Here is an 18,739-nt window from a genome sequence, read left to right as displayed (position 1 = left end):
ACCCTGTCAATATTGCTAGAAAAAAAGATCATTCTCGAAAACGTATCGTTACTTGATTTTCTAGGTCCCCAAAACCAAAACATCAACGCGATAGCGTCAATGTTTCCCCAGGTGAAGATCGTCGCCCGAGGGGAAAAGGTTACGATTAAAGGCAACGACACAGACACGCTCAAAGTAAATAAGCTGTTCAACAAGCTGTTGGAACACTACGAACGTTACGGTGCTTTGAATCCTGACAACCTCAAACACTTCCTGAACGCGAATAAGAAAGATCAATATAACCCGGACTCGCAAGACACGATCGTTTACGGCGTTTCGGGCAAACCAATACGCCCACGAACACAAAACCAGAAAACGCTGGTGGATCAGGTCAAAAAGAACGACTTGGTATTCGCTCTTGGCCCCGCCGGTACAGGTAAAACTTTTATTGCGGTAGCGCTGGCCGTAAAAGCGTTGAAAAACAGGGAAGTCAAGAAGATAATAATCACAAGGCCCGCCGTTGAAGCCGGCGAAAACTTAGGCTTCTTGCCGGGAGATTTGCAGGAAAAAATCGATCCGTATCTCCGCCCGATTTACGATTCCTTGGCTGATCTTATCCCTGCCGAAAAACTGCGTTATTATCAGGAAAACCAGATCATCGAAATCGCTCCGTTGGCTTATATGAGAGGCCGGACGCTCAAGGATGCGTTCGTGTTATTGGACGAAGCCCAAAACACTACACCGATGCAGATCAAGATGTTCCTTACCCGTATGGGTCCGAACTCTAAAGTGGTAGTAAACGGCGACGAATCGCAGGTGGATTTGCCAGGAAGGCAACATTCGGGACTTACCGAAGCCACACGCATTCTAAAGGATGTTAAGGGCATCGGAGTCGCCGTGCTGGACAGTCAAGACGTGATCAGACACAAACTGGTAAAAGATATCATCAACGCTTACGAAGCCGCTGACGAGGCGCTGTAACCGTTTTTAATGGCATTTGTTTTGCTGGACTTCCCCAAAATGGAAGTCCAACAAAACATTCCTATGCCATGAGCACTACCGTTAGCCCTTGCTTTTCCCTAAAAACTACAGACCCTACTATAGGTCATGATTTTTTTCAACTTGTAGAATCCAATAGATCCAGACTCTCGAAATGGTTTGATTGGCCAAACGCCGTTAAAAGCCCCCAAGAGGCCGAACGTTATCTAAAAAAAGTAAAAGAAGCGGAAAGCCGATTTCTCAGGGCGAATTTTATGATCCACTCAAACGGGTCTATCATTGGAATGGCTGGACTTGGTCATCTTGATATTCTAAACAAAAAGAGTGACATCTACTATTGGATTGACGAAAAACACGAAGGTCAAGGGATTATCAGCTCAACGTGTAAACATATTCTCCATTTCGGCTTCTCAAAAATGAGACTCAATAGAATCTGTATTTACTGCGCCACTGACAACGCCAGAAGCATTACCGTTCCGGAAAGGTTAGGCTTTACTTATGAAGGCACTCTGCGAAAAGCTGAAAAACTAAACGGAAACTTCAACGACTTACGGCTCTATTCCATGCTAAATGAGGAATGGACTTCAAGCTGAGTCACATCCCCAATATCGTTTTGGAGTTAATTTCATCCAGCTTCAGTTGGTCCATCAGTTCATTTTTAGATGAGAACTTCATCTCATTCCTAATCCGATCGACAAACTCAATCCGAATCACTTTGCCGTAAATGTCTCCCGAAAAATCAAACATATGAGCTTCGATACTTCTAGCATTCTGCTCAAATGTCGGCTTATGCCCAATGTTCATCATAGCTCCAAACTTCTGGCCATCTACTTCTACACGAACGGCGTAAACTCCGTCTTTGGGAATAAGCTTATATTCGGATCTAACTTCAATATTGGCGGTCGGGTAGTTCAACAAGCGACCGACTTTTCGTCCATGAACAACCTCTCCTCTTAGCCCATAAGGCCGGTTAAGCAATCCGGAAGCGCTCTTAACGTCACCGGATTCCAAAAACGCCCGCGTCTTTGTGGAACTGATAGCGCTGTTCCGGATTTCTACAGGAGTAATTTCCTCTAACTCAAAACCAAACTCGCTCTGTTTTTCCTTTAGAAAAGCGAAGCCCCCTTCCCTATTCTTGCCAAACCTGTGGTCATAACCTATCACAAGCATTTTGGTACCAATTCCGTCAAGGAGAATAGTTTTTATAAAATCCAGCGAGCTGGTTTCCGAAAGGCTTCGAGTAAACGGAAGAATAACCAAATGGTCCAGTCCGCAATCCTCCAACAACTCAATCTTTTCATCCAGCTCAGACAAAAGCATCGGCGCCCTTCCTTCCGGGTCAAGCACATGCCTTGGATGAGGCCAAAAAGTCACTAAAACAGTCTCTCCCCCTCTTGCGTCTGCCAGCTCTTTGAGCCGGGCCAAAATCCGGCGGTGCCCGGCATGGACACCATCGAACGTACCGCTGGTAACTACGGCAAAGTCAGGCTTTTCAAACCCCTCAATCCCCCGGTAAACTTTCATCCCTAAATTCCTGATATTGCTTTACAAAATCATTCAGCTGGTAGGCGTCGTCAACCTTAAATTCTCCGATTCGGGTACGCCTCAGTGCCGACATATAAGCTCCGCATCCCAACTCGTCGCCCATATCCCTTACAAGGCTTCTGATGTACGTGCCTTTTGAGCAGGTAATCCTGAATGATATTTCAGGGAAATTCACTTCCGTAATCTCAAACTCACGAACGCTTACAGGCCTTGGCTCCAACTTCACTTCCTTACCTTTTCTGGCGCTTTTGTACACCCGCTTTCCGTCCACTTTAATGGCGGAAAAGATCGGCGGAATCTGCTCGATATCTCCCGTAAACTTTTCGGTGACTTTCCGCACATCCTCTTCCGTGATTCCGTCAATAGGTCCCCCTTCGCTGATCTCCGTCTCCAAGTCATGGGAAGGCGTAGTTTTGCCTATCACCATTTTCCCGACATATTCCTTTTCCATGCCCTGGTACTCGTTGATGCTCTTGGTTTTTTTTCCCGTACAGAGAATCAAAAGCCCGGTAGCCAAAGGGTCCAGCGTTCCGGCATGACCGATTTTCTTAATCTTAATCAGGTAGCGGATTTTCTTCACCACGTCAAAAGACGTCCACTCCAACGGCTTGTCAATCAACAAGACCTCTCCGGCCGCAAAATCCATATTTTCAAATCCCATCAGAAACTAGTCGCTATCGCTATTATCCCTACAATAAAACAGTAAATGGCAAAGTATGTCAACTTCCCTTTCTTCACAATGTTAATCATCCACGTACAGGCAAGCCAGCCGGTAAGGAAAGAAGCTACAAAACCTGCCAGCAAAACTCCCGCGCCTGAAGAGCCCGCCACCTCTGCGCTCGGGTCATACTTCAACATATCCAGCAGATTCGCCCCGATAATTGGAGCGAGAACCATTAGGAAAGAAAAACGCGCCGCCGCTTCCTTTTTCACTCCCAGCAACAACGCCGAAGCGATTGTGGAACCGGATCTGGAAATACCCGGAATTACGGCCACGGCTTGACTCAGACCTATCAGAAACGAGTCTCGGTAAGACACTTCCCTTTCCCTAGACTTTGCGAAATGTGTAAACATCAGCAACGCGCCCGTAAAGAGCAAAGCCACACCCACCAACAGAATATTCCCGACAAAAATCGATTCCAGTTCGTCTTTGAAGAATATTCCAACCACAAAAATCGGAATCATGGAAATCGCGATTTTCAGGACATATTTCGTCTCTTCGTTGTACTTGAACTTAAACAAGCCTTTGATCAACTCCAGAATCTCTTTTCTGAACACTACAATGGTACTGAGCACAGTTCCGCCATGCACTACGATTGTAAACTTCAGACTTTCCTCGCTTTGGTAACCGATCAACGCCTTGGCCAACTCCAAATGCCCGCTACTGCTCACTGGCAAAAACTCGGTAAGGCCTTGGATTATCCCCAAGAAAATGGCCTCTAAGAACTCTTTCATTTTTTATAAAAAAAGGAGCGACACGCTCGGTCGCAAAACGGTAAATTGAAACACAAACGGAAAGCCGGCAAAAAAGGCCGGCTTTCGATAATCGCCACTTTGGGCTTACTTTTAACTTCGGGTCAGGACTTTTTGATAAAAATAGCGTAGATCTCAACCATAAAACCCACAAAAACGATTGTGGGACCTAGCGTAAGTCCTACAAACCCGAAACCGTGGGGTTCGCCGTCAAGAGTCATCACAAAAAAACCGACGACCAAAAGCACGATGCCGATCAGCATCCACACATAATTCTGTTTGCCGAAGGCAAGACCGTTGTTTTCTTTCATATTCTCAATATTTTCAAATTCCAAAACCCAAATTCGGAACATTAAGCTCCGCAAAACAGGTATAAGGATAACGTATCTCAGAACAATTCATCCAAAGATGATCGCATAAATTTGCGGATAGACAGGAACGTGCTAAAATAGCAGATCATCATCCCAACCCCTACCAAGGAAAGCACCAAAAGTTGCATCCGTTGTTCGGGAATCACGGAATCCAGCTCAGGTATATGCTGTATAGCCATCCAAGCCAAAGCCAGAATAGTAGCGCCGGCCCCTACTCCGGAAATCATTCCGTACAGAATGGATTTTCTCAAAAACGGACGGCAGACAAAGCCTTCCGTAGCGCCGACCAACAGCATGCTTCTTATCAAAAACCGCTGCGAATATAGCGACAGTTTTATCGTATTGCGAATAAGCAACAGCACCGCCAAAATTAGCACGCCACTTACCGCCAGTAAAATAATCGACAAACGCCTCAAATTCTTGTTAATCGAATCGATAATATTCTCGACGTAAGTCACTTCGAAAATCCCCGAACGGTCTTCCAGACTAGCTTTAACGCTCGCCAGACTATCCATTGGATGGTAACTCTCGTTTACTTTTACGATAAAAGCGTCACGTAGAGGGTTAAAGCCCAAAAACTTCGTAAAGTCCTCTCCGGTATCGGTAATATAACGACTGGCGGCCTGCTCTTTCGAAACGAATTCAATCGGCGACTCAACTTCCGAATTCACAAACGGCGATTTCTCCAAAACCCTCGATAGGCTTATCCGGTCGTTGTCGCTCATTTTCTTATCCAAAAAAACGTTGAGTTCGACGTTATTCTTCACCAGTTTCGACAATCCATTAGAGCCCAAAAACAACAAACCGAAACTGCCCAACACAACCAGAGCCAAATACACGCTGAAAATAATATTCAGCGACGGGTATTTACCGATTTTCTTTGCCGTGGGAGTTGCGCTTGATTGTTTCATTCTCAGTTTTATCGGTCTATGATTTTGATGAAAATACCGGATCCAGACCCGATTTGGTAAGAAAACACGAGGAACGATTTTATAAAAATCAGATCCTCGCGTCAAAAATTTTCAGATGATTATTTCACCGTAAAATATTTCTCGCCCATCAAATATCCGTCAGTATAGATTTTGATCAAGTAACGGCCCTTGATGTACTCCGCTCCCCTATCGTAAGTGAACGAGAGTTCTTGTCCGCTGTTGTCAAAAAGGATATTCTGCTTGGCGGTATAGAATGTCTCTTTTCCGTCAACCATATAAGCGCCCGAACCTTTGGCAATATCGAAAATAACCTGTCCGTTTCCGTCAATCAGACTAATTGCGATATCCTTGCTTTGCAAAGGAGCTACATCATTTTTGGCGATATTGAATTTGACTTTGATCTTCTGAATGTGCTTTGATCTCCAAGTATCGCCATCACGCTCTTTTCCTCTTCTGCTAATCGCAAAAAGTGAAACATTTTCGGCTTCAAGTCTTGAGGCGTGCTCGACAGTCTTCTTCAACTTAGACGTCTCTTTTGCAATCTGCCTTATTTCCTCGTCCCGCCTGTTTGCTTCATCCTTGAGATCTTGATTCTCATTATGCAATGCTTTATTCGTCGCCTGAAGTTCCGCAATTTCTTTGTCTTTATGCTTCAGTAGCTGCCGGTGTCCGCTGATGATCTTTTTTGCCTCGATCAACTGCTTGTAAGTATAGTCACTGGCCTTGAGAATCCTGTTTTTTTCTTTTTCGAGCTCATCTTTCGCCTCTTTCAGATCTGAGATGTCACCTCCAAGCTCCTCAAGCTCCTCTATTTTTACAGTCAACTCCTTATTTAAGTCGTCAATCGTTGTCTTCGAGAATTCCAAATCCTGCAACAACAGTTCTTTCTGCTCGCCCAGCTGATAATTATAATAGGCCAATACGCCTAGCATAACGGCGAAAACGCCGGCAATCGCCACATAATATATTGGTTTCAGCCCTTTTCTTTCCTCTTTCATAACACGTTGCTATTCTTTTTCTTCGACTTTCCGAAAAACCGGACCCGAACCGCCCTCACGGTTCACACGAGCGAATAGGGTTCCGCTCACCATACTAACCCAAAAATAACAAAAATCACTGGAATGGCATTCCGCTTCAACAATTTCGGCAAAACAATTCCGTTTTCACATTTTTATGGGAAAAGAGAACGGCTGAAGATCTTTGCGAAAAAACACTACACCCACATGATACAGGTCCAAGGCCAATCCCACTTCTTCCGACTTTGAAATCTCATTCCAAGCGCGTTCCATCCCTTTAGACCAATGTATATCATCAAAAACCAGCGTTGTTTTCTCCGTTACCACAGGCAAAAGCATCCTAAAATAGCGCAATGTGGCCTCGTAGGTATGATTTGCATCGAGGAAAACCAGATCCGGAGACTTTGTTTTTCCCAAAAAATCAGGTAATGTTTTGTCAATATCGCCTGACATCAATTCAATGTTCCCATACCCCATTTTCAGAAAGTTCCGTTCGGCCTCGGCGGCAATCTCAGGACAACCTTCAAAAGTCGTGACTTTAGTCTCTTCAGAGGACGAGGCTAGATACATTGAGCCTAACCCTAGCGATGTTCCCAGCTCCAGTATATGTTTGGCCTGAAGAAAAACGGCTAAATTCCTCAAAAAATCTCCTTCCTTACTCCCGCACACTCCATACTTAGCGATTTTGCTGATTTTCCGCTCCGTACCTGACTGCACTTTGGAGCCCGCCCCAAAATCGGTCGTTTTAATTGTTTTATCGCTTTTCAGCAATGACGCTCGAAACAGCTCTAAACTACCGTCACCTTTGGGGCCTTTGATCACTTTATCGTAAAACGAATATAAAAAAGGCGCTTGAAGCGAATGGCGATCAACACATGTGAGCCAATGCCTGACATAACTCAAAAGCGGAGTGAAATCCATAAAATGACAAGTCTTTAGTTAAAGGTACTTGCCACAAAGATCATAAAAGGATCTGAAAAAAAAATCCGTCAGTTCAAACGATAAGGAACGCAGAGCACAAATTCGGGAATACTTACAAAGAATTTCTCACCGTTAAGGATTCTCTCAAACGTATAAGATCCGCACATTTTTCCCAGTTCAGACAAGAGATTACAGCCCGAAACATATTCGTGGCTATCTCCCGGCTCGATAATCGGTTTTACGCCCACCACTCCTTCTCCTGAGATATTACGCTTTGGAGCGAAGGAGTCCTGGATATTCCAGTTTCTTGTCAGTAACTGAACCGTATACGAGCTAAGATTCTCTATACGTACCTTATATGTGAAAACAAAGTGAGACTGTGCGGGATCAGAATACGAAGCCTGAAACTCGGTATCAACGCTAACTTTTACACCCTCTGTAATTTTTGTGAACATAGCTTGGGCACTTAGTGAATTAATCAAGAAATTACTCAATCAGCTTAATGTCAAAAAAAATACAAGACAAGTGCCAATATACACTAAAAAGAAAATCATCAAGCATGATATCAAAAAATAAAGAGCCAGAAACATTTCAACGAAGTAATGTTTCTGGCTCTTCTTAACAAAAACCGAAGATTAGTTTATCAGTCGATACCGCTGAAAATTCGGCTCCAGCGTATCCTGTCTCCTAATCCGCCATAATTATTAACCGAAAGCCAGATAAAAAGGGCTTTTCCAACCACGTGATCTGCGGGCACAAATCCCTCAAAACGAGAATCCAGTGAATTATCGCGGTTATCACCCATCATAAAGTAATAATTCTGGGTAAACGTATAGCTGTCCACTGGTTTGCCGGCGATAAAGAGTTTACCTTCTTTCAGCTCAGGATTCTCAAGTCCCTCAAAGTTCACGATAGTCGAACCGTACTTAATCAGATTCTCCTTGCTAAGCTGGATTATCATGCCTTCGGCGGGAATTTTAATCGGCCCGTACCAGTCTTGATTCCACCCTAATTCAGCAGAAGGGAAAATATTACTTACAGACCTGCCTTTTTGCACATCTCGCCTTGTTACCTTGGTCACAAAAGACAAGGCTTCAAGCTTCTTGGCTACCCCCGGCTCCAAATGCAGATAATATCTATATTGCTGACCCACCACTTGATATGGACGGGATCCCGCTTCCGCCAATTGACGCTCAAGAGAATATTGCTCAACGATCCTTTCGCTCAACTGCTGTTTTGTATCTATAATATACAAAAACTGCATATGCTCCGGATTCTTAGCTTTCTTACCGTCAACATAAACCTGCTTGTCACGAACCTCTATCACGTCGTTCGGCATACCGACACAGCGCTTGATATAGTTCGTTTTCAGATCGGTCGGGTACTGGAATTCGTTCATGAAATTGAAAACCACCACGTCATCACGTTTCACTTCGCTAAGGCCCGGCAAGCGATAAGACGGCAATTCCAACCAGTCAAGGTAAGACGGAACATCCGTTCCCCAAATTTTTTGGTGAGTCAAAGGAACTTGCAATGGCGTTTTGGGCGTCCTTGGGCCGTAGTGAATCTTGCTCACAAACAAAAAGTCGTTAACCAGGAGGGTGCCTTCCATGGAAGGAGTCGGTATGGTAAAGGCCTCCAAAAGCAACCACCTGATAATCGTAGCCGCAACTACGGCAAAAGCCACGGCGTCGACCCATTCGCGAAAAGCCGACTTTTTCTTCTTACCGTCCTCTTCCCGTTCTTTCTTTTTCTGAATAAATGCCATTCCTTTATAATGATTTCGTTTATAGCTCTTTAAGAACCCGCACATGTCCATCATCTCGCACAAAACCTATCAGGCTTTGACAAAAAAAGACAATGATGCGGATTAGCGAGCGCCGTATACAAAAACGCCCGGATTCACCGGGCGGTAATATAACCAAAAATGCTTTTGAATCCTTCCGGCAAATGATAAATGGGCCATCTGTTTGACCAGCGCCAAAAACCTTATGCCCGCGGATTAAAGTTTCAAGAAGTCGTCCATGGTTTTTACTCCCTTTTGGGCCGGTAACCATTCCCCTACCAAAACAGCGCCCAAGGCAAAACCTTTACGGGTATGCGCCGCGTGGTGGATTACAATATCGTCAATTTCGGAATGATAAGTTACGGTATGCGTTCCCGGCACGTCAGGCTCGCGGTATGACAATATGCTCAACGCTTCGTCCTTATCCACGTTTTCATTTTGCCAGTACTGCTTTCGCACCATATTGTCTATCACCCCTTCGGCCAAAGTAATCGCCGTACCACTTGGGGCGTCTTTCTTTTCCGTATGATGGATTTCGTCAACTTTTACGTCGTACTCTGGATAAGCGTCCATCATCTTGGCCAAGAAAGCGTTCACTTTAAAAAAGATATTTACGCCGATGCTAAAGTTCGAAGCGTAGAAAAAAGCGCCGCCTTTCTTTTTGCACAGCTTCTCGATTTCCGGTTTTTTATCCAACCAGCCAGTCGTTCCGGAAACCACCGGAATTCCCTTTTCCAAGCATTTTGAGATATTACCGAAGGCTGCGTCAGGTTGCGAAAACTCAATAGCGACATCCACTTTTGAAGCGTCGAGCGAATCCAAGTCGCCCGCATTGTTCATATCGATTTTACCTACAATCTCGTGTCCTCTTCCGAGCGCTATGCTTTCAATCGAGCGCCCCATCTTTCCATACCCTAAAAGGAGAATTCTCATGTTGTTCTTCAAAATTTTAATTGTATGCCCGCACCGATAAAAGCTTGGTTATTAGCCGTATACTCGAGTGTCGGAGCTATCTTGAGACTAAGGTTTTTACTGACGTCAAAATCCCTGAGGTGGGCATCGACATATGCGTCGATGATATTGGCGCTATACCACAATACGGAGAAAATAATCATATAATCCCTGTTACGCCTATACCTGTTGGTCAGGTTTTCAAGCTGTTGTTCGCTCAGGTTAGGGTTCAGGTCATTTTCCCCGTAATAACGCTCTTGGAAAAGGGCGTTTCTAGCCCTCTGATAAAAAAGGTCGTTGTAGCCGATGAAATACCCGAAAACAGCCCCTCCGGCGTAGATAATCGGTATTTTCCAGAACTTCTTGTTATACGCCTGCCCCAAGCCCGGCAACACAGCCGAATAAAGCGCCGCACGACCCGGTATTCTCCGCAACTCGTCCAACTCTTCGGGAGTATAGTCCTTGAGTTCCTGTTTTTCCTTTTCGGTTTCCGGGCTTTTTTTCTTTTGGGCGTACGCCTCCACCGTCAACAACACCATTACGCCCAGCACCAACAACAACCTTTTTCTCATCATCAGGAGTTAATATTCAGCAATTCCAGAATTCGGTTAAAATCCTCAGCGGACAGGAACGGAATCCGGATATCGCCTTTGTTCTCACTGTTTGTCTTGACAGTAACTTTTGTGCCAAAGTGAGAAGTCAGCTTTTGCTGTAGGCGCTGAATGTGATATTGTTTTTCGGGATCGAGCTTTTGGGCAGGCCTTGCGGTTCCACCCGAAACGAGTTCCCTGACCAATTTCTCAACTTTACGGACCGAAAGGTCTTCGGAAAGGATCTTTTTGAAGATCGTGAGCTGAAGGTCTACGTTATCGATATTGATAATCGCACGGGCATGGCCCATTGAGATCTTCTTGTCGCGAAGCGCCGCCTGAATTTCGGGCGGAAGCTTCAGCAAACGCATATAGTTGTTTACCGTACTTCTGTTTTTACCTACCCGCTCGCCGAGTTCCTCCTGCTTGAGTCCGCATTCGGAAATTAGGCGCTGGTAAGTCAGGGCAATCTCTATTGAGTTGAGGTCCTCGCGCTGGATATTCTCGATAAGCGCCAACTCCAGCATCTCCTGGTCGTTCGCCTTACGCAGAAAAGCGGGAATCGAAGTCAGACCAGCCAGCCTTGAGGCTTGCACTCTCCGTTCTCCGGAAATAATCTGATATCTGTTCGCCTCAATCCGTCTAAGAGTGATCGGCTGGATAATGCCTTGGGTCTTAATAGACTCGGCCAACTCGTTCAGGGCGTCTTTATCGAAATCCGTACGGGGCTGGAACGGATTCACCTCTATATTGTCCAGCGAAACTTCGCTGATTCCTCCGACAGCGGCCATTTCGCCGATATCGTTTTGCGCATTTGCCGAATCTTCCAACAAAGCACCTAGTCCCCTCCCCAACGCGTTCCTCTTACCTTTATGACTCATTCAATGCTTGATTTTTATGTCAGTCTCCTGTCCTCAATCTTGGCCGCACGTCAAACACCCGAATCAGAAAGGCTTATGCCTCATCCAGAATCGGGAAATTCAAAACGGGACGCAAAAATAAGGACGATTACGACAGAGAAACAAGAAAAATTTGAATTGACGCATTGGCAGGAAAGGTCCGTCCCCTCCAAAGCACCTACGCCAACGCGGCTAAAGCCCGGGTTAAGGCACCGCGATATTATTCTTTTCCAAAATCTCCTTGGCCAGGTTCAGGTAGCTGATCGCCCCTTTGCTGTTAGCGTCGTGCGCCAAAGCGGGAAGCCCGAAGCTCGGCGATTCGCCCAACCTGATATTCCTTGGAATTATATTGTTGAACACAAGATGTTTGAAGTGCATACTAACGTCTTCCACCACCTGATTTGACAGCCGTAAGCGTACGTCGTACATGGTAAGCAAAATGCCTTCGATCTGCAAATTGGTATTCAGGCGCGTCTGTATGATTTTGATCGTATTCAGCAACTTGCCGAGTCCTTCCAACGCAAAATACTCGCACTGGACGGGAATGATAACCGAATCAGCGGCTGTAAGGGAATTGATGGTAATCAAGCCCAAAGACGGCGAGCAGTCGATTACGATAAAATCGTACTCGTCCTTGATCGACGCCAAGGCCTCGCGCATTTTTTCCTCACGGCTTTCCAGATTGACCATCTCCACTTCGGCACCGACCAAGTTGATATGGGAAGGCAACAGGTACAGGTAATCAATGACCGTATCATGAACGCAGTCCTCAACTTTCGCCTCGCCAAGCATGCATTCGTATACGCTGTATTCGATCTCTTTCGGGTTAAATCCTATGCCCGAAGTGGTATTCGCCTGCGGGTCAGCGTCCACGATAAGCGTCTTGTACTCAAGCGCAGCCAGACTGGCCGCCAAGTTGATCGCCGTAGTGGTCTTACCCACTCCTCCTTTCTGGTTCGCGATCGCGATGATTTTACCCATGTTGCGTCTTTAGAGATTCAAACTATGCCCAACACCTAAAAGTAATAACTCTTTTTGAGCTTTTAAAGCGGCCCCGGCGGTTTTTTCGGCATCCACGGCAATGGGCGGGAACGTGTCAAAGTGCATTCCGACAAACTTATCGACGCCCAGCAGATCGGCGGCTTGCAATGCGCCGTCAATTCCCATCGTAAAATTGTCGCCTATCGGGAGGAAAGCCAAGTCGATCGGGTTTCTTTCGCCGATCATCTTCATATCGCCGAATACGTCCGTGTCGCCAGCATAGTAAAGGGTTTTGTCTTCGATTCGCAGGGTAAAACCCGCTGGACAACCGGCATATGACCCGTCGGGAAAACTACTGGAATGCAGGGCATTCTCCATTCTAACGCTTCCAAACGGAAATTCTTTTGTTCCGCCGGTATTCATCGGGTGACCGGGAATCCCTTTTTTCCCGAAATAGGAAACGATTTCGTAATTGGCCACCACAATCGCTTCCAGGTTATTGCTAACGATGGCCTCCACGTCATAAATATGATCCTCATGACCATGCGAAAGGAGAATATAGTCAGCCTTGATTTTTGCTATATCAATATCCTTAGCCAGCGGATTCGGCGAGATAAACGGGTCGAGGATAATGTTTACGCCTTGGGTTTCGATATGAAAGGACGAATGCCCGAGATATGTGATCTTCATCGTCAAAAAGAATTGGTTCAAAAATTACGGTCAGTTTCAAATGTTGCCGAACAATTAAATCAGCATGTCAAGTTTCGAACAACAAAATACTTTTTTCAGAAGAATAAATCTATCCTAATCGTCACAAATAATCGAGTTTTAAATGGCCTTAGGGAGCCGTGTATTTCATCACCAACCATTCCCCGCCTAAAGCAAGAAGCAAAAAAAGCAACAAGAACCACTTGTCCCAAACCGGCACCCGAAATTCGAGCTTGCTTTCGAGATTTTTCTTGACGACTTTCCCCAGCACTTTGTCCATATCTTCGCTATTGTTGATAACGTCTCCGCCCGTTTGCTCCACCAAAAGCGCCAATGATTCGAAGTCGGGATCAGGCTCCAGAATCTCCATACTCAAGGCGAAAGTCTTTACCGACAGCGTGTCGGTGGCTTCCACTTCGCCGTCTTTGTAGGCTTTTACCAAAATTTTTCGCTTCAATTTTCCTCCACCCACTTTCAAATCAGCGGAATAATAGCCGTCTTCGTTTTTGGCCATTTTTACCGACGACGATTTCTTGCCCATCCATTCGGCCGTGACCCGGTCCGCCTCGAATCCCGCTTTCAGATTCGCCGTGACTCTAGCCAATTCGCCAATATTATAAGTCACCGATTCCGTAGAAGCGTACATTTTCGTCCGTTTGGCTTCTATCTTGTTTTCAGCCAGCCAATTTACCGTGTTCACCCAGAATCGTCGATAATAATTATTGTCCGAAGGAGTTTCGCCCCAGCCGTTTTGGTAGCCCTCACCCCAACCGCCGGCCGCGTCGGACATAAAAGCCATGGAACGGCCCTTGCCATAAGGCTGAACGGCGATAAGCGGCATATTTCTATAGTTCGGGGAAAAAGCCAGAACGGTAGCGGCGGGTTTGGCTTTGTTTATAACATTTGTTCCCGAGAACACTGGATGCCTTAATATAATCGCCTTGTTTCTTTCCACATTTGGATCTATCCGCCATATCGGATGGTTAAGGCTTTTTTCGGGAATCTTTACGTTTATTCGCCTTTGGGCCATTCCTCTGCCGAAATTCGACATATCCACGGGAATAACTTTTTCGAGAACTGTTTTGTCCCAACCGCCCGAGCCGAAACTCGTGTTGCCACCAATCATACAGAATCCGCCACCGTGTTTTTCCACTAATTCCCGAGTCCATTTCAATTGGTTATCGTTAAAAATGGACCTGTTGATATCAGAAATAATCACGACATCGTATTTCAACAATTCCTCTTTGGTTTTCGGATAGCCTTTTTTCTTTGTGAAAACATTATAAACCTGGCCACCCACAGCGCGCTGAAAATTTACGACATAAGGCGTAATATCGATTTTGCCCGTAGCAACGCAGGCCTGGTAAATAAAATTAAACGCTTCCCAGCTTCCTCCGCGCCTTGTTCTGGGGTAATACCCTCGGGTCCCTTCCAGATAAAGAACCTTAATTTTCGGATCGTCAACTTTTACCTTGAAATCGAGTTTGTTGTCTTCGGCCAAAAGCTCGTCTTTGGCCAATGGGATTTCCACCGTCAGATCCTGCAAATCATAACTCGAATAATATTTGAGATCAATAATGCTTTCGCCTTGGTTCATGACTTGTGCCTTACGGTCGAGAATTTTTCCTTTTTTGTCTTTTAACAAAACCTCTACCCGTCGACTCCCCATTCCCCGCTGTTCCACAACTACCTTCATCGGAACCATAACTCCGGGACGCACAAAACGCCGAACAACACAGTTCTTGACCGCCAAGTTTCGGACGGATTCAGGTTTTCCATAACCAAAAGCCGAAACCTTAATTCCCGATTTCACCGCTAAGTCCAAAGCTTTTCTCAATCGGGGTTTGTCAGTCAGCCGTCCGTCCGTGCACAGCACAAGGTTCCCCACACGGTCCTTTCCCACTTGCGACACCGCCGAAACTATCGCTTTGCTCAAGTCGCTTTTTCCGTCGGAACATTCCAGGTGAGCTACCGAATCGACGTTAGGCAACCTACGGACCTTGTTTCCAAAGCCGAACCACAATGTGTTCGGGCTTGTTCTAACGCTTTCGGAAAGGTCTTTTACATCAGACTTCAATTGCTTGAATCTGGAAACGGGCGTTTCGATTCCCATACTCTTGGACTGGTCAATCAAAACGATATTCTTCAACGGTTCTTCAGAAGTCGAAAGCTCCTGCCTGCGCACGGGATTCATAAGTATCCAAGCCAAAGCAAACACCGCCGATGTCCTCAAAAGAATGACTGACAGTTTGTTGTACCATTTTCTTCCTTTGAACTTTTTTCGTACCAAAAGAAACGACACCGCCCAGCTGAGAACAGCGACCAAAATGATCAGGTACGGCGAAAAATAAGGCTCGAAGGTTATTTCCATTATCAAAAGCTTCATTAAGTTAATTGATTCCGACGAGCATAACGCTCGCCGGAAAACAGTTTAAAAAGTAAAACGGATGTTCTCGTCCCACCTACAACATCACATATCGTCAGACAGGATCTTAAAATACTTATCGACCAGTTTTTTATATTCCTCAGGCACTTCCACGTCTTTGCCCGACAGGCTTTTATCGCTCAACATTTCACTCATTAAGGCTGTAATTTTACGTTCAATCCCTTCGTAAACGCCCCTTCCCGGGCTATTCCCCAAACGCCATGAAAGCGACTCCAACTCGGCGTCATCCAACGAAGCCAATTCCGATTTCAACGCTTGCTTGTTCGCTTCAGCATTTTTCGGATCCAAGCCATCTTTCAGCTTCCGGGCCCGGTCTCTGGCAACGTTCAGGCGTTCGAGGCGACTCATTGTCCTTCGAAGAAGCTCGCTTTTTAGGCCAGTGGCCAGTTTGCGGAGCTGAGTCCGCATCCGCTCGTCCATAACCGCATTATCTCCCTTCGCCTTTTTCAGTTCTTCGGCCAGCTTTTTAAAACCGTGCTTTTTCGCCAGTTCTTCCATCCGCTCGTTGCCTTGGCCAGAATCTCCATTCTCACCTCCGGAATTCACCCATTTCTCCATCATAGCCAGATGTTCACCTAAATCCGCCAAAGTCGCACTAGTTGAACCCTCACTTTTGCCGCCTGACGACCCAGAACCACTCCCCCCGGGATTCCCTTTGCCCATCTTGCCTTCTTTTTTCTCTCCTTTTTCGCCTCCCTTCTTGCCTTTCTTTTTACTATCCGAATCATTCATGGCCTCCGATTCCGCCGAACCTTTACCACTCGATTTTGACCTACCAAAACTCTTTCGCTTCATTTCGTTTTTCTCCAATTCGGCCAAGGCCTTTTCGGCTTTCTTAACCGCTTCGGCCAGCATCTCCTCGGGTTTTCTGGCTTGGGAAGTCGCCCTGAGCATTTTCGCCCACTTTTTCAGTTCGGTGATCGAATTATCGATATGGCCAGTTGCGGATTTATTGACAGCGAAAGCGTTTTCCGAATCCCTCATATGCCCAATCACCCGGTCGGCCTGATCCATATTCTCTTTCAGCCCGTCAGGATGTATTTCCAATGAGGCTTTCAGCTCACGTGTTTCTTGCCTCAACATCCGTTGTTCCTTTCTGAGCGTTTTGGTTTCCGGCTTCGATTTGGCGTTATTCCGCTTAATCATCTCCTGCTTTCGGATCAGCATATCTACATCCAAAGCCAATTCGCTCAACGAAGCTGACGTCTTTTGGGAAGTACATTCGCTCTGTTTCTTTTTGCCTAATTCATAAGCCATTTCTTCCCTCAGCCCAACGAGTTTTTTCAACGCCTTATCAGAATTAGTGTACCCTGTCGCCCAATTTGGTTGGGAATACCCTCGAATGGCATCTGACATATCGCCCATCGAAGCGTCCAAGACATCCATTTTGGCAACCATTCGGTTTAGGCTTTCCCTGAAATCCTTTGTCGCCTTCTTCACATCTTCTTGCTTCGGAGCGATTGACTTCGCGCTTTCCACTGATACCTTTTCTTTATATCCTTTAAATGCGTCCGAAACGATTTTACGTTGCGCTTGGACCAACTCGTCCAGTTTATAAAACATTTCCTCATCCCGGGATTCGTCACCCGAACCACCTTGCGCATTTTGCAGATTCATAAAATATTTTTCCCTAAAAGGGCGAATATCAATCGACCGTAATTCCGAAACACCTTGCTGAACTTTGCCGGGCCTAGTATCATTTGCCCAAGCGTAAAAACGCACATCGGTTTTTCTGTCCAACTCAAAATTTTCCAATAACAACTTGGCCGTCGCCGAATATTCCCGCTGTGGCTTTCCTTTAAGCTTTTTGCGATAGACTTCCACTTCCTTTCCGTCAACCACGGCATTTACGCCCACTGTTGACACCCCGTAATCATCCATTACGAAAAATCGGATCGGCAATTCCGTAACAGAAGTCAAACTAAGATCCGAAGCAGGATCAATCACTTTCACCTTTGGACCATGGTCCTGTACGCACACGATATTGTATGTAGCAGGACGAAGCCTTTCGCCGTAAACGTCCGTTCCCGTAACCGTATATGTACCTTCAGTTTTGGAACTTATCGGGAATTCAGCTGTCGCCACATTTACGTCAATACTCGCTGTAACTTTTCCATCGGGCAAAACGAATTCGACGTTTTTCATCCGTTGCGAGGTTCTCACTTTCACAGATACTGTCGAGCCTTCGGGCACTTCCATCGCCCCTCCTTGCCTGATTTCGGGATCCAAGCCCATATATTCCGGAAAATGAACGGTGACGTAAGCCGTATCCACTTTCGGCAATGATTTCAGCGCAAGAAATCGTTCTTCACTTTTGCCGTCGCCGTATGTGGCGTAATATCTTATTCCGTGATCCAAACCTTTCATTTTGGCTACGAAGCTCATCCTACTCTGCCTAGTCTTGCCTTTGGTCAGGCGCCGGATCTTCCAATTCTCTCCGTCTTCGCTATAGTGTAGTTTGACTCCGCCACTGCCTTTCCCCAAAGCGCGACCTCGGGTTTTCACCACTATTTTAGGAGCCGTTCCCGCCAAAAAAAACTCTGGACCATTAACCTCAACTTTCAAATATGATATTTCTTTCCAAGGATTCAGCAAACGCTTTAAATGTGTGGACGCTCCATGCCCCCAAAAGAGCAAAATAAAAAAAGTCCAAACTGAGAATCCGATTATAATTGAACGTTGTTTACTTTTAACATCCATTTTTTCGGATTTCATATAAACCTCCAAACGCTCACCGGCCTCTTCCATAACCTTAGCCCTAAGCTCTGGACTGACTCCCTCTTCGTCTTTTCTCTCGACTAAATCCAAAGCGGTCATGAACAGCTGATGCGAATCAAACTGCCTTTTAGAAATCCCTTTGGCTATCGATTTCAGGCTCATTCGTCTAAAAGGCCTCCAACCGTAACGGAAAATTATAACGAATCCCAAAGCCAGAATTCCGACCAACGCCAATACCTTTTGGATTGTGTTGTAATAATAAATCCTGTCAACAACCGAACTCGCCAAAAAAACCGTCGATACAGCGACCAAAGCCAGTAAAAAAGCCCAAGCCAACACCCTCCTGCGGCGACCGGAACGGATTTTCGATAAAACGGATCTTAAGTCCTTAGAGGAATCTTTCATGATTTCCTTTTTTTCGATT

General features: G+C 45.7%; 18 protein-coding genes. 2 read left to right on the top strand and 16 right to left on the bottom strand.

The window, feature by feature from the left end; all coding sequences use genetic code 11:
* The first annotated feature begins 12 nt into the window (after positions 1-12).
* The gene (locus tag AABK39_RS08085) at positions 13-960 is read left to right on the top strand and encodes a PhoH family protein (protein WP_338394419.1); all 948 of its coding nucleotides are present in this window, start codon (positions 13-15) and stop codon (positions 958-960) included.
* 68 nt (positions 961-1,028) lie between these two features.
* On the top strand, positions 1,029-1,571 hold the full coding sequence (locus AABK39_RS08080; RefSeq protein WP_338394418.1) for a GNAT family N-acetyltransferase: 543 nt from the start codon (positions 1,029-1,031) through the stop codon (positions 1,569-1,571).
* Position 1,572: 1 nt separating this feature from the next.
* Here the strand turns inward: AABK39_RS08080 and AABK39_RS08075 are convergent, their stop codons facing one another.
* The 16 genes from AABK39_RS08075 to AABK39_RS08000 form a co-directional block, all read right to left on the bottom strand.
* Complete coding sequence (locus AABK39_RS08075) at positions 1,573-2,502, bottom strand: bifunctional riboflavin kinase/FAD synthetase (RefSeq protein ID WP_338394417.1); 930 nt, start codon at positions 2,500-2,502, stop codon at positions 1,573-1,575.
* Complete coding sequence (truB, locus tag AABK39_RS08070) at positions 2,480-3,184, bottom strand: tRNA pseudouridine(55) synthase TruB (protein ID WP_338394416.1); 705 nt, start codon at positions 3,182-3,184, stop codon at positions 2,480-2,482. The genes AABK39_RS08075 and truB overlap by 23 nt, the downstream gene beginning before the upstream one ends.
* Positions 3,184-3,978 carry an undecaprenyl-diphosphate phosphatase gene (locus AABK39_RS08065; protein ID WP_338394415.1) on the bottom strand — a complete coding sequence of 265 codons (795 nt, stop codon included), beginning with the start codon at positions 3,976-3,978 and terminating at the stop codon, positions 3,184-3,186. Before AABK39_RS08065 ends, truB begins: the two co-directional genes overlap by 1 nt.
* Before the next feature lie 122 nt (positions 3,979-4,100).
* Positions 4,101-4,307 (bottom strand): DUF3098 domain-containing protein, encoded by a 207-nt coding sequence (locus AABK39_RS08060; protein ID WP_338394414.1) that lies wholly within the window; start codon positions 4,305-4,307, stop codon positions 4,101-4,103.
* Positions 4,308-4,384: 77 nt separating this feature from the next.
* Positions 4,385-5,278, bottom strand: a complete 894-nt coding sequence (locus AABK39_RS08055; protein WP_338394413.1) for a cell division protein FtsX — start codon at positions 5,276-5,278, stop codon at positions 4,385-4,387.
* Between the two features lie 119 nt (positions 5,279-5,397).
* On the bottom strand, positions 5,398-6,297 hold the full coding sequence (locus AABK39_RS08050) for a chromosome segregation protein SMC (RefSeq protein ID WP_338394412.1): 900 nt from the start codon (positions 6,295-6,297) through the stop codon (positions 5,398-5,400).
* A 165-nt stretch (positions 6,298-6,462) separates the two neighbouring features.
* The gene (locus AABK39_RS08045) at positions 6,463-7,236 is read right to left on the bottom strand and encodes an O-methyltransferase (RefSeq protein WP_338394411.1); all 774 of its coding nucleotides are present in this window, start codon (positions 7,234-7,236) and stop codon (positions 6,463-6,465) included.
* A gap of 68 nt (positions 7,237-7,304) precedes the next feature.
* Entirely contained in the window at positions 7,305-7,691 is a 387-nt protein-coding gene (gene apaG / locus AABK39_RS08040; RefSeq protein ID WP_338394410.1) for a Co2+/Mg2+ efflux protein ApaG, read from the bottom strand.
* A gap of 188 nt (positions 7,692-7,879) precedes the next feature.
* Positions 7,880-9,004 (bottom strand): signal peptidase I, encoded by a 1,125-nt coding sequence (lepB, locus tag AABK39_RS08035; RefSeq protein WP_338394409.1) that lies wholly within the window; start codon positions 9,002-9,004, stop codon positions 7,880-7,882.
* A 234-nt stretch (positions 9,005-9,238) separates the two neighbouring features.
* Positions 9,239-9,955 (bottom strand): 4-hydroxy-tetrahydrodipicolinate reductase, encoded by a 717-nt coding sequence (gene dapB / locus AABK39_RS08030; RefSeq protein ID WP_338394408.1) that lies wholly within the window; start codon positions 9,953-9,955, stop codon positions 9,239-9,241.
* 8 nt (positions 9,956-9,963) lie between these two features.
* Positions 9,964-10,548, bottom strand: coding sequence for a DUF5683 domain-containing protein (locus AABK39_RS08025; protein WP_338394407.1), 585 nt, complete (start codon positions 10,546-10,548; stop codon positions 9,964-9,966).
* Positions 10,548-11,444, bottom strand: coding sequence for a ParB/RepB/Spo0J family partition protein (locus tag AABK39_RS08020; RefSeq protein ID WP_338394406.1), 897 nt, complete (start codon positions 11,442-11,444; stop codon positions 10,548-10,550). Before AABK39_RS08020 ends, AABK39_RS08025 begins: the two co-directional genes overlap by 1 nt.
* Positions 11,445-11,666: 222 nt before the next feature.
* Positions 11,667-12,443: a ParA family protein gene (locus AABK39_RS08015; protein ID WP_338394405.1), complete on the bottom strand. Its 777-nt coding sequence runs from the start codon at positions 12,441-12,443 to the stop codon at positions 11,667-11,669.
* A 9-nt stretch (positions 12,444-12,452) separates the two neighbouring features.
* Complete coding sequence (locus AABK39_RS08010; RefSeq protein WP_338394404.1) at positions 12,453-13,133, bottom strand: metal-dependent hydrolase; 681 nt, start codon at positions 13,131-13,133, stop codon at positions 12,453-12,455.
* A gap of 148 nt (positions 13,134-13,281) precedes the next feature.
* Positions 13,282-15,537 (bottom strand): glutamine amidotransferase, encoded by a 2,256-nt coding sequence (locus tag AABK39_RS08005; RefSeq protein WP_338394403.1) that lies wholly within the window; start codon positions 15,535-15,537, stop codon positions 13,282-13,284.
* 84 nt (positions 15,538-15,621) lie between these two features.
* Entirely contained in the window at positions 15,622-18,720 is a 3,099-nt protein-coding gene (locus tag AABK39_RS08000; protein ID WP_338394402.1) for a hypothetical protein, read from the bottom strand.
* Between the last annotated feature and the right edge of the window lie 19 nt (positions 18,721-18,739).

This window comes from Fulvitalea axinellae (assembly GCF_036492835.1).
Taxonomy (GTDB): Bacteria; Bacteroidota; Bacteroidia; order Cytophagales; family Cyclobacteriaceae; genus Fulvitalea; species Fulvitalea axinellae.
Note: the sequence above shows the minus strand (reverse complement) of the source record. Positions and strands in the feature narration are given on the sequence as shown.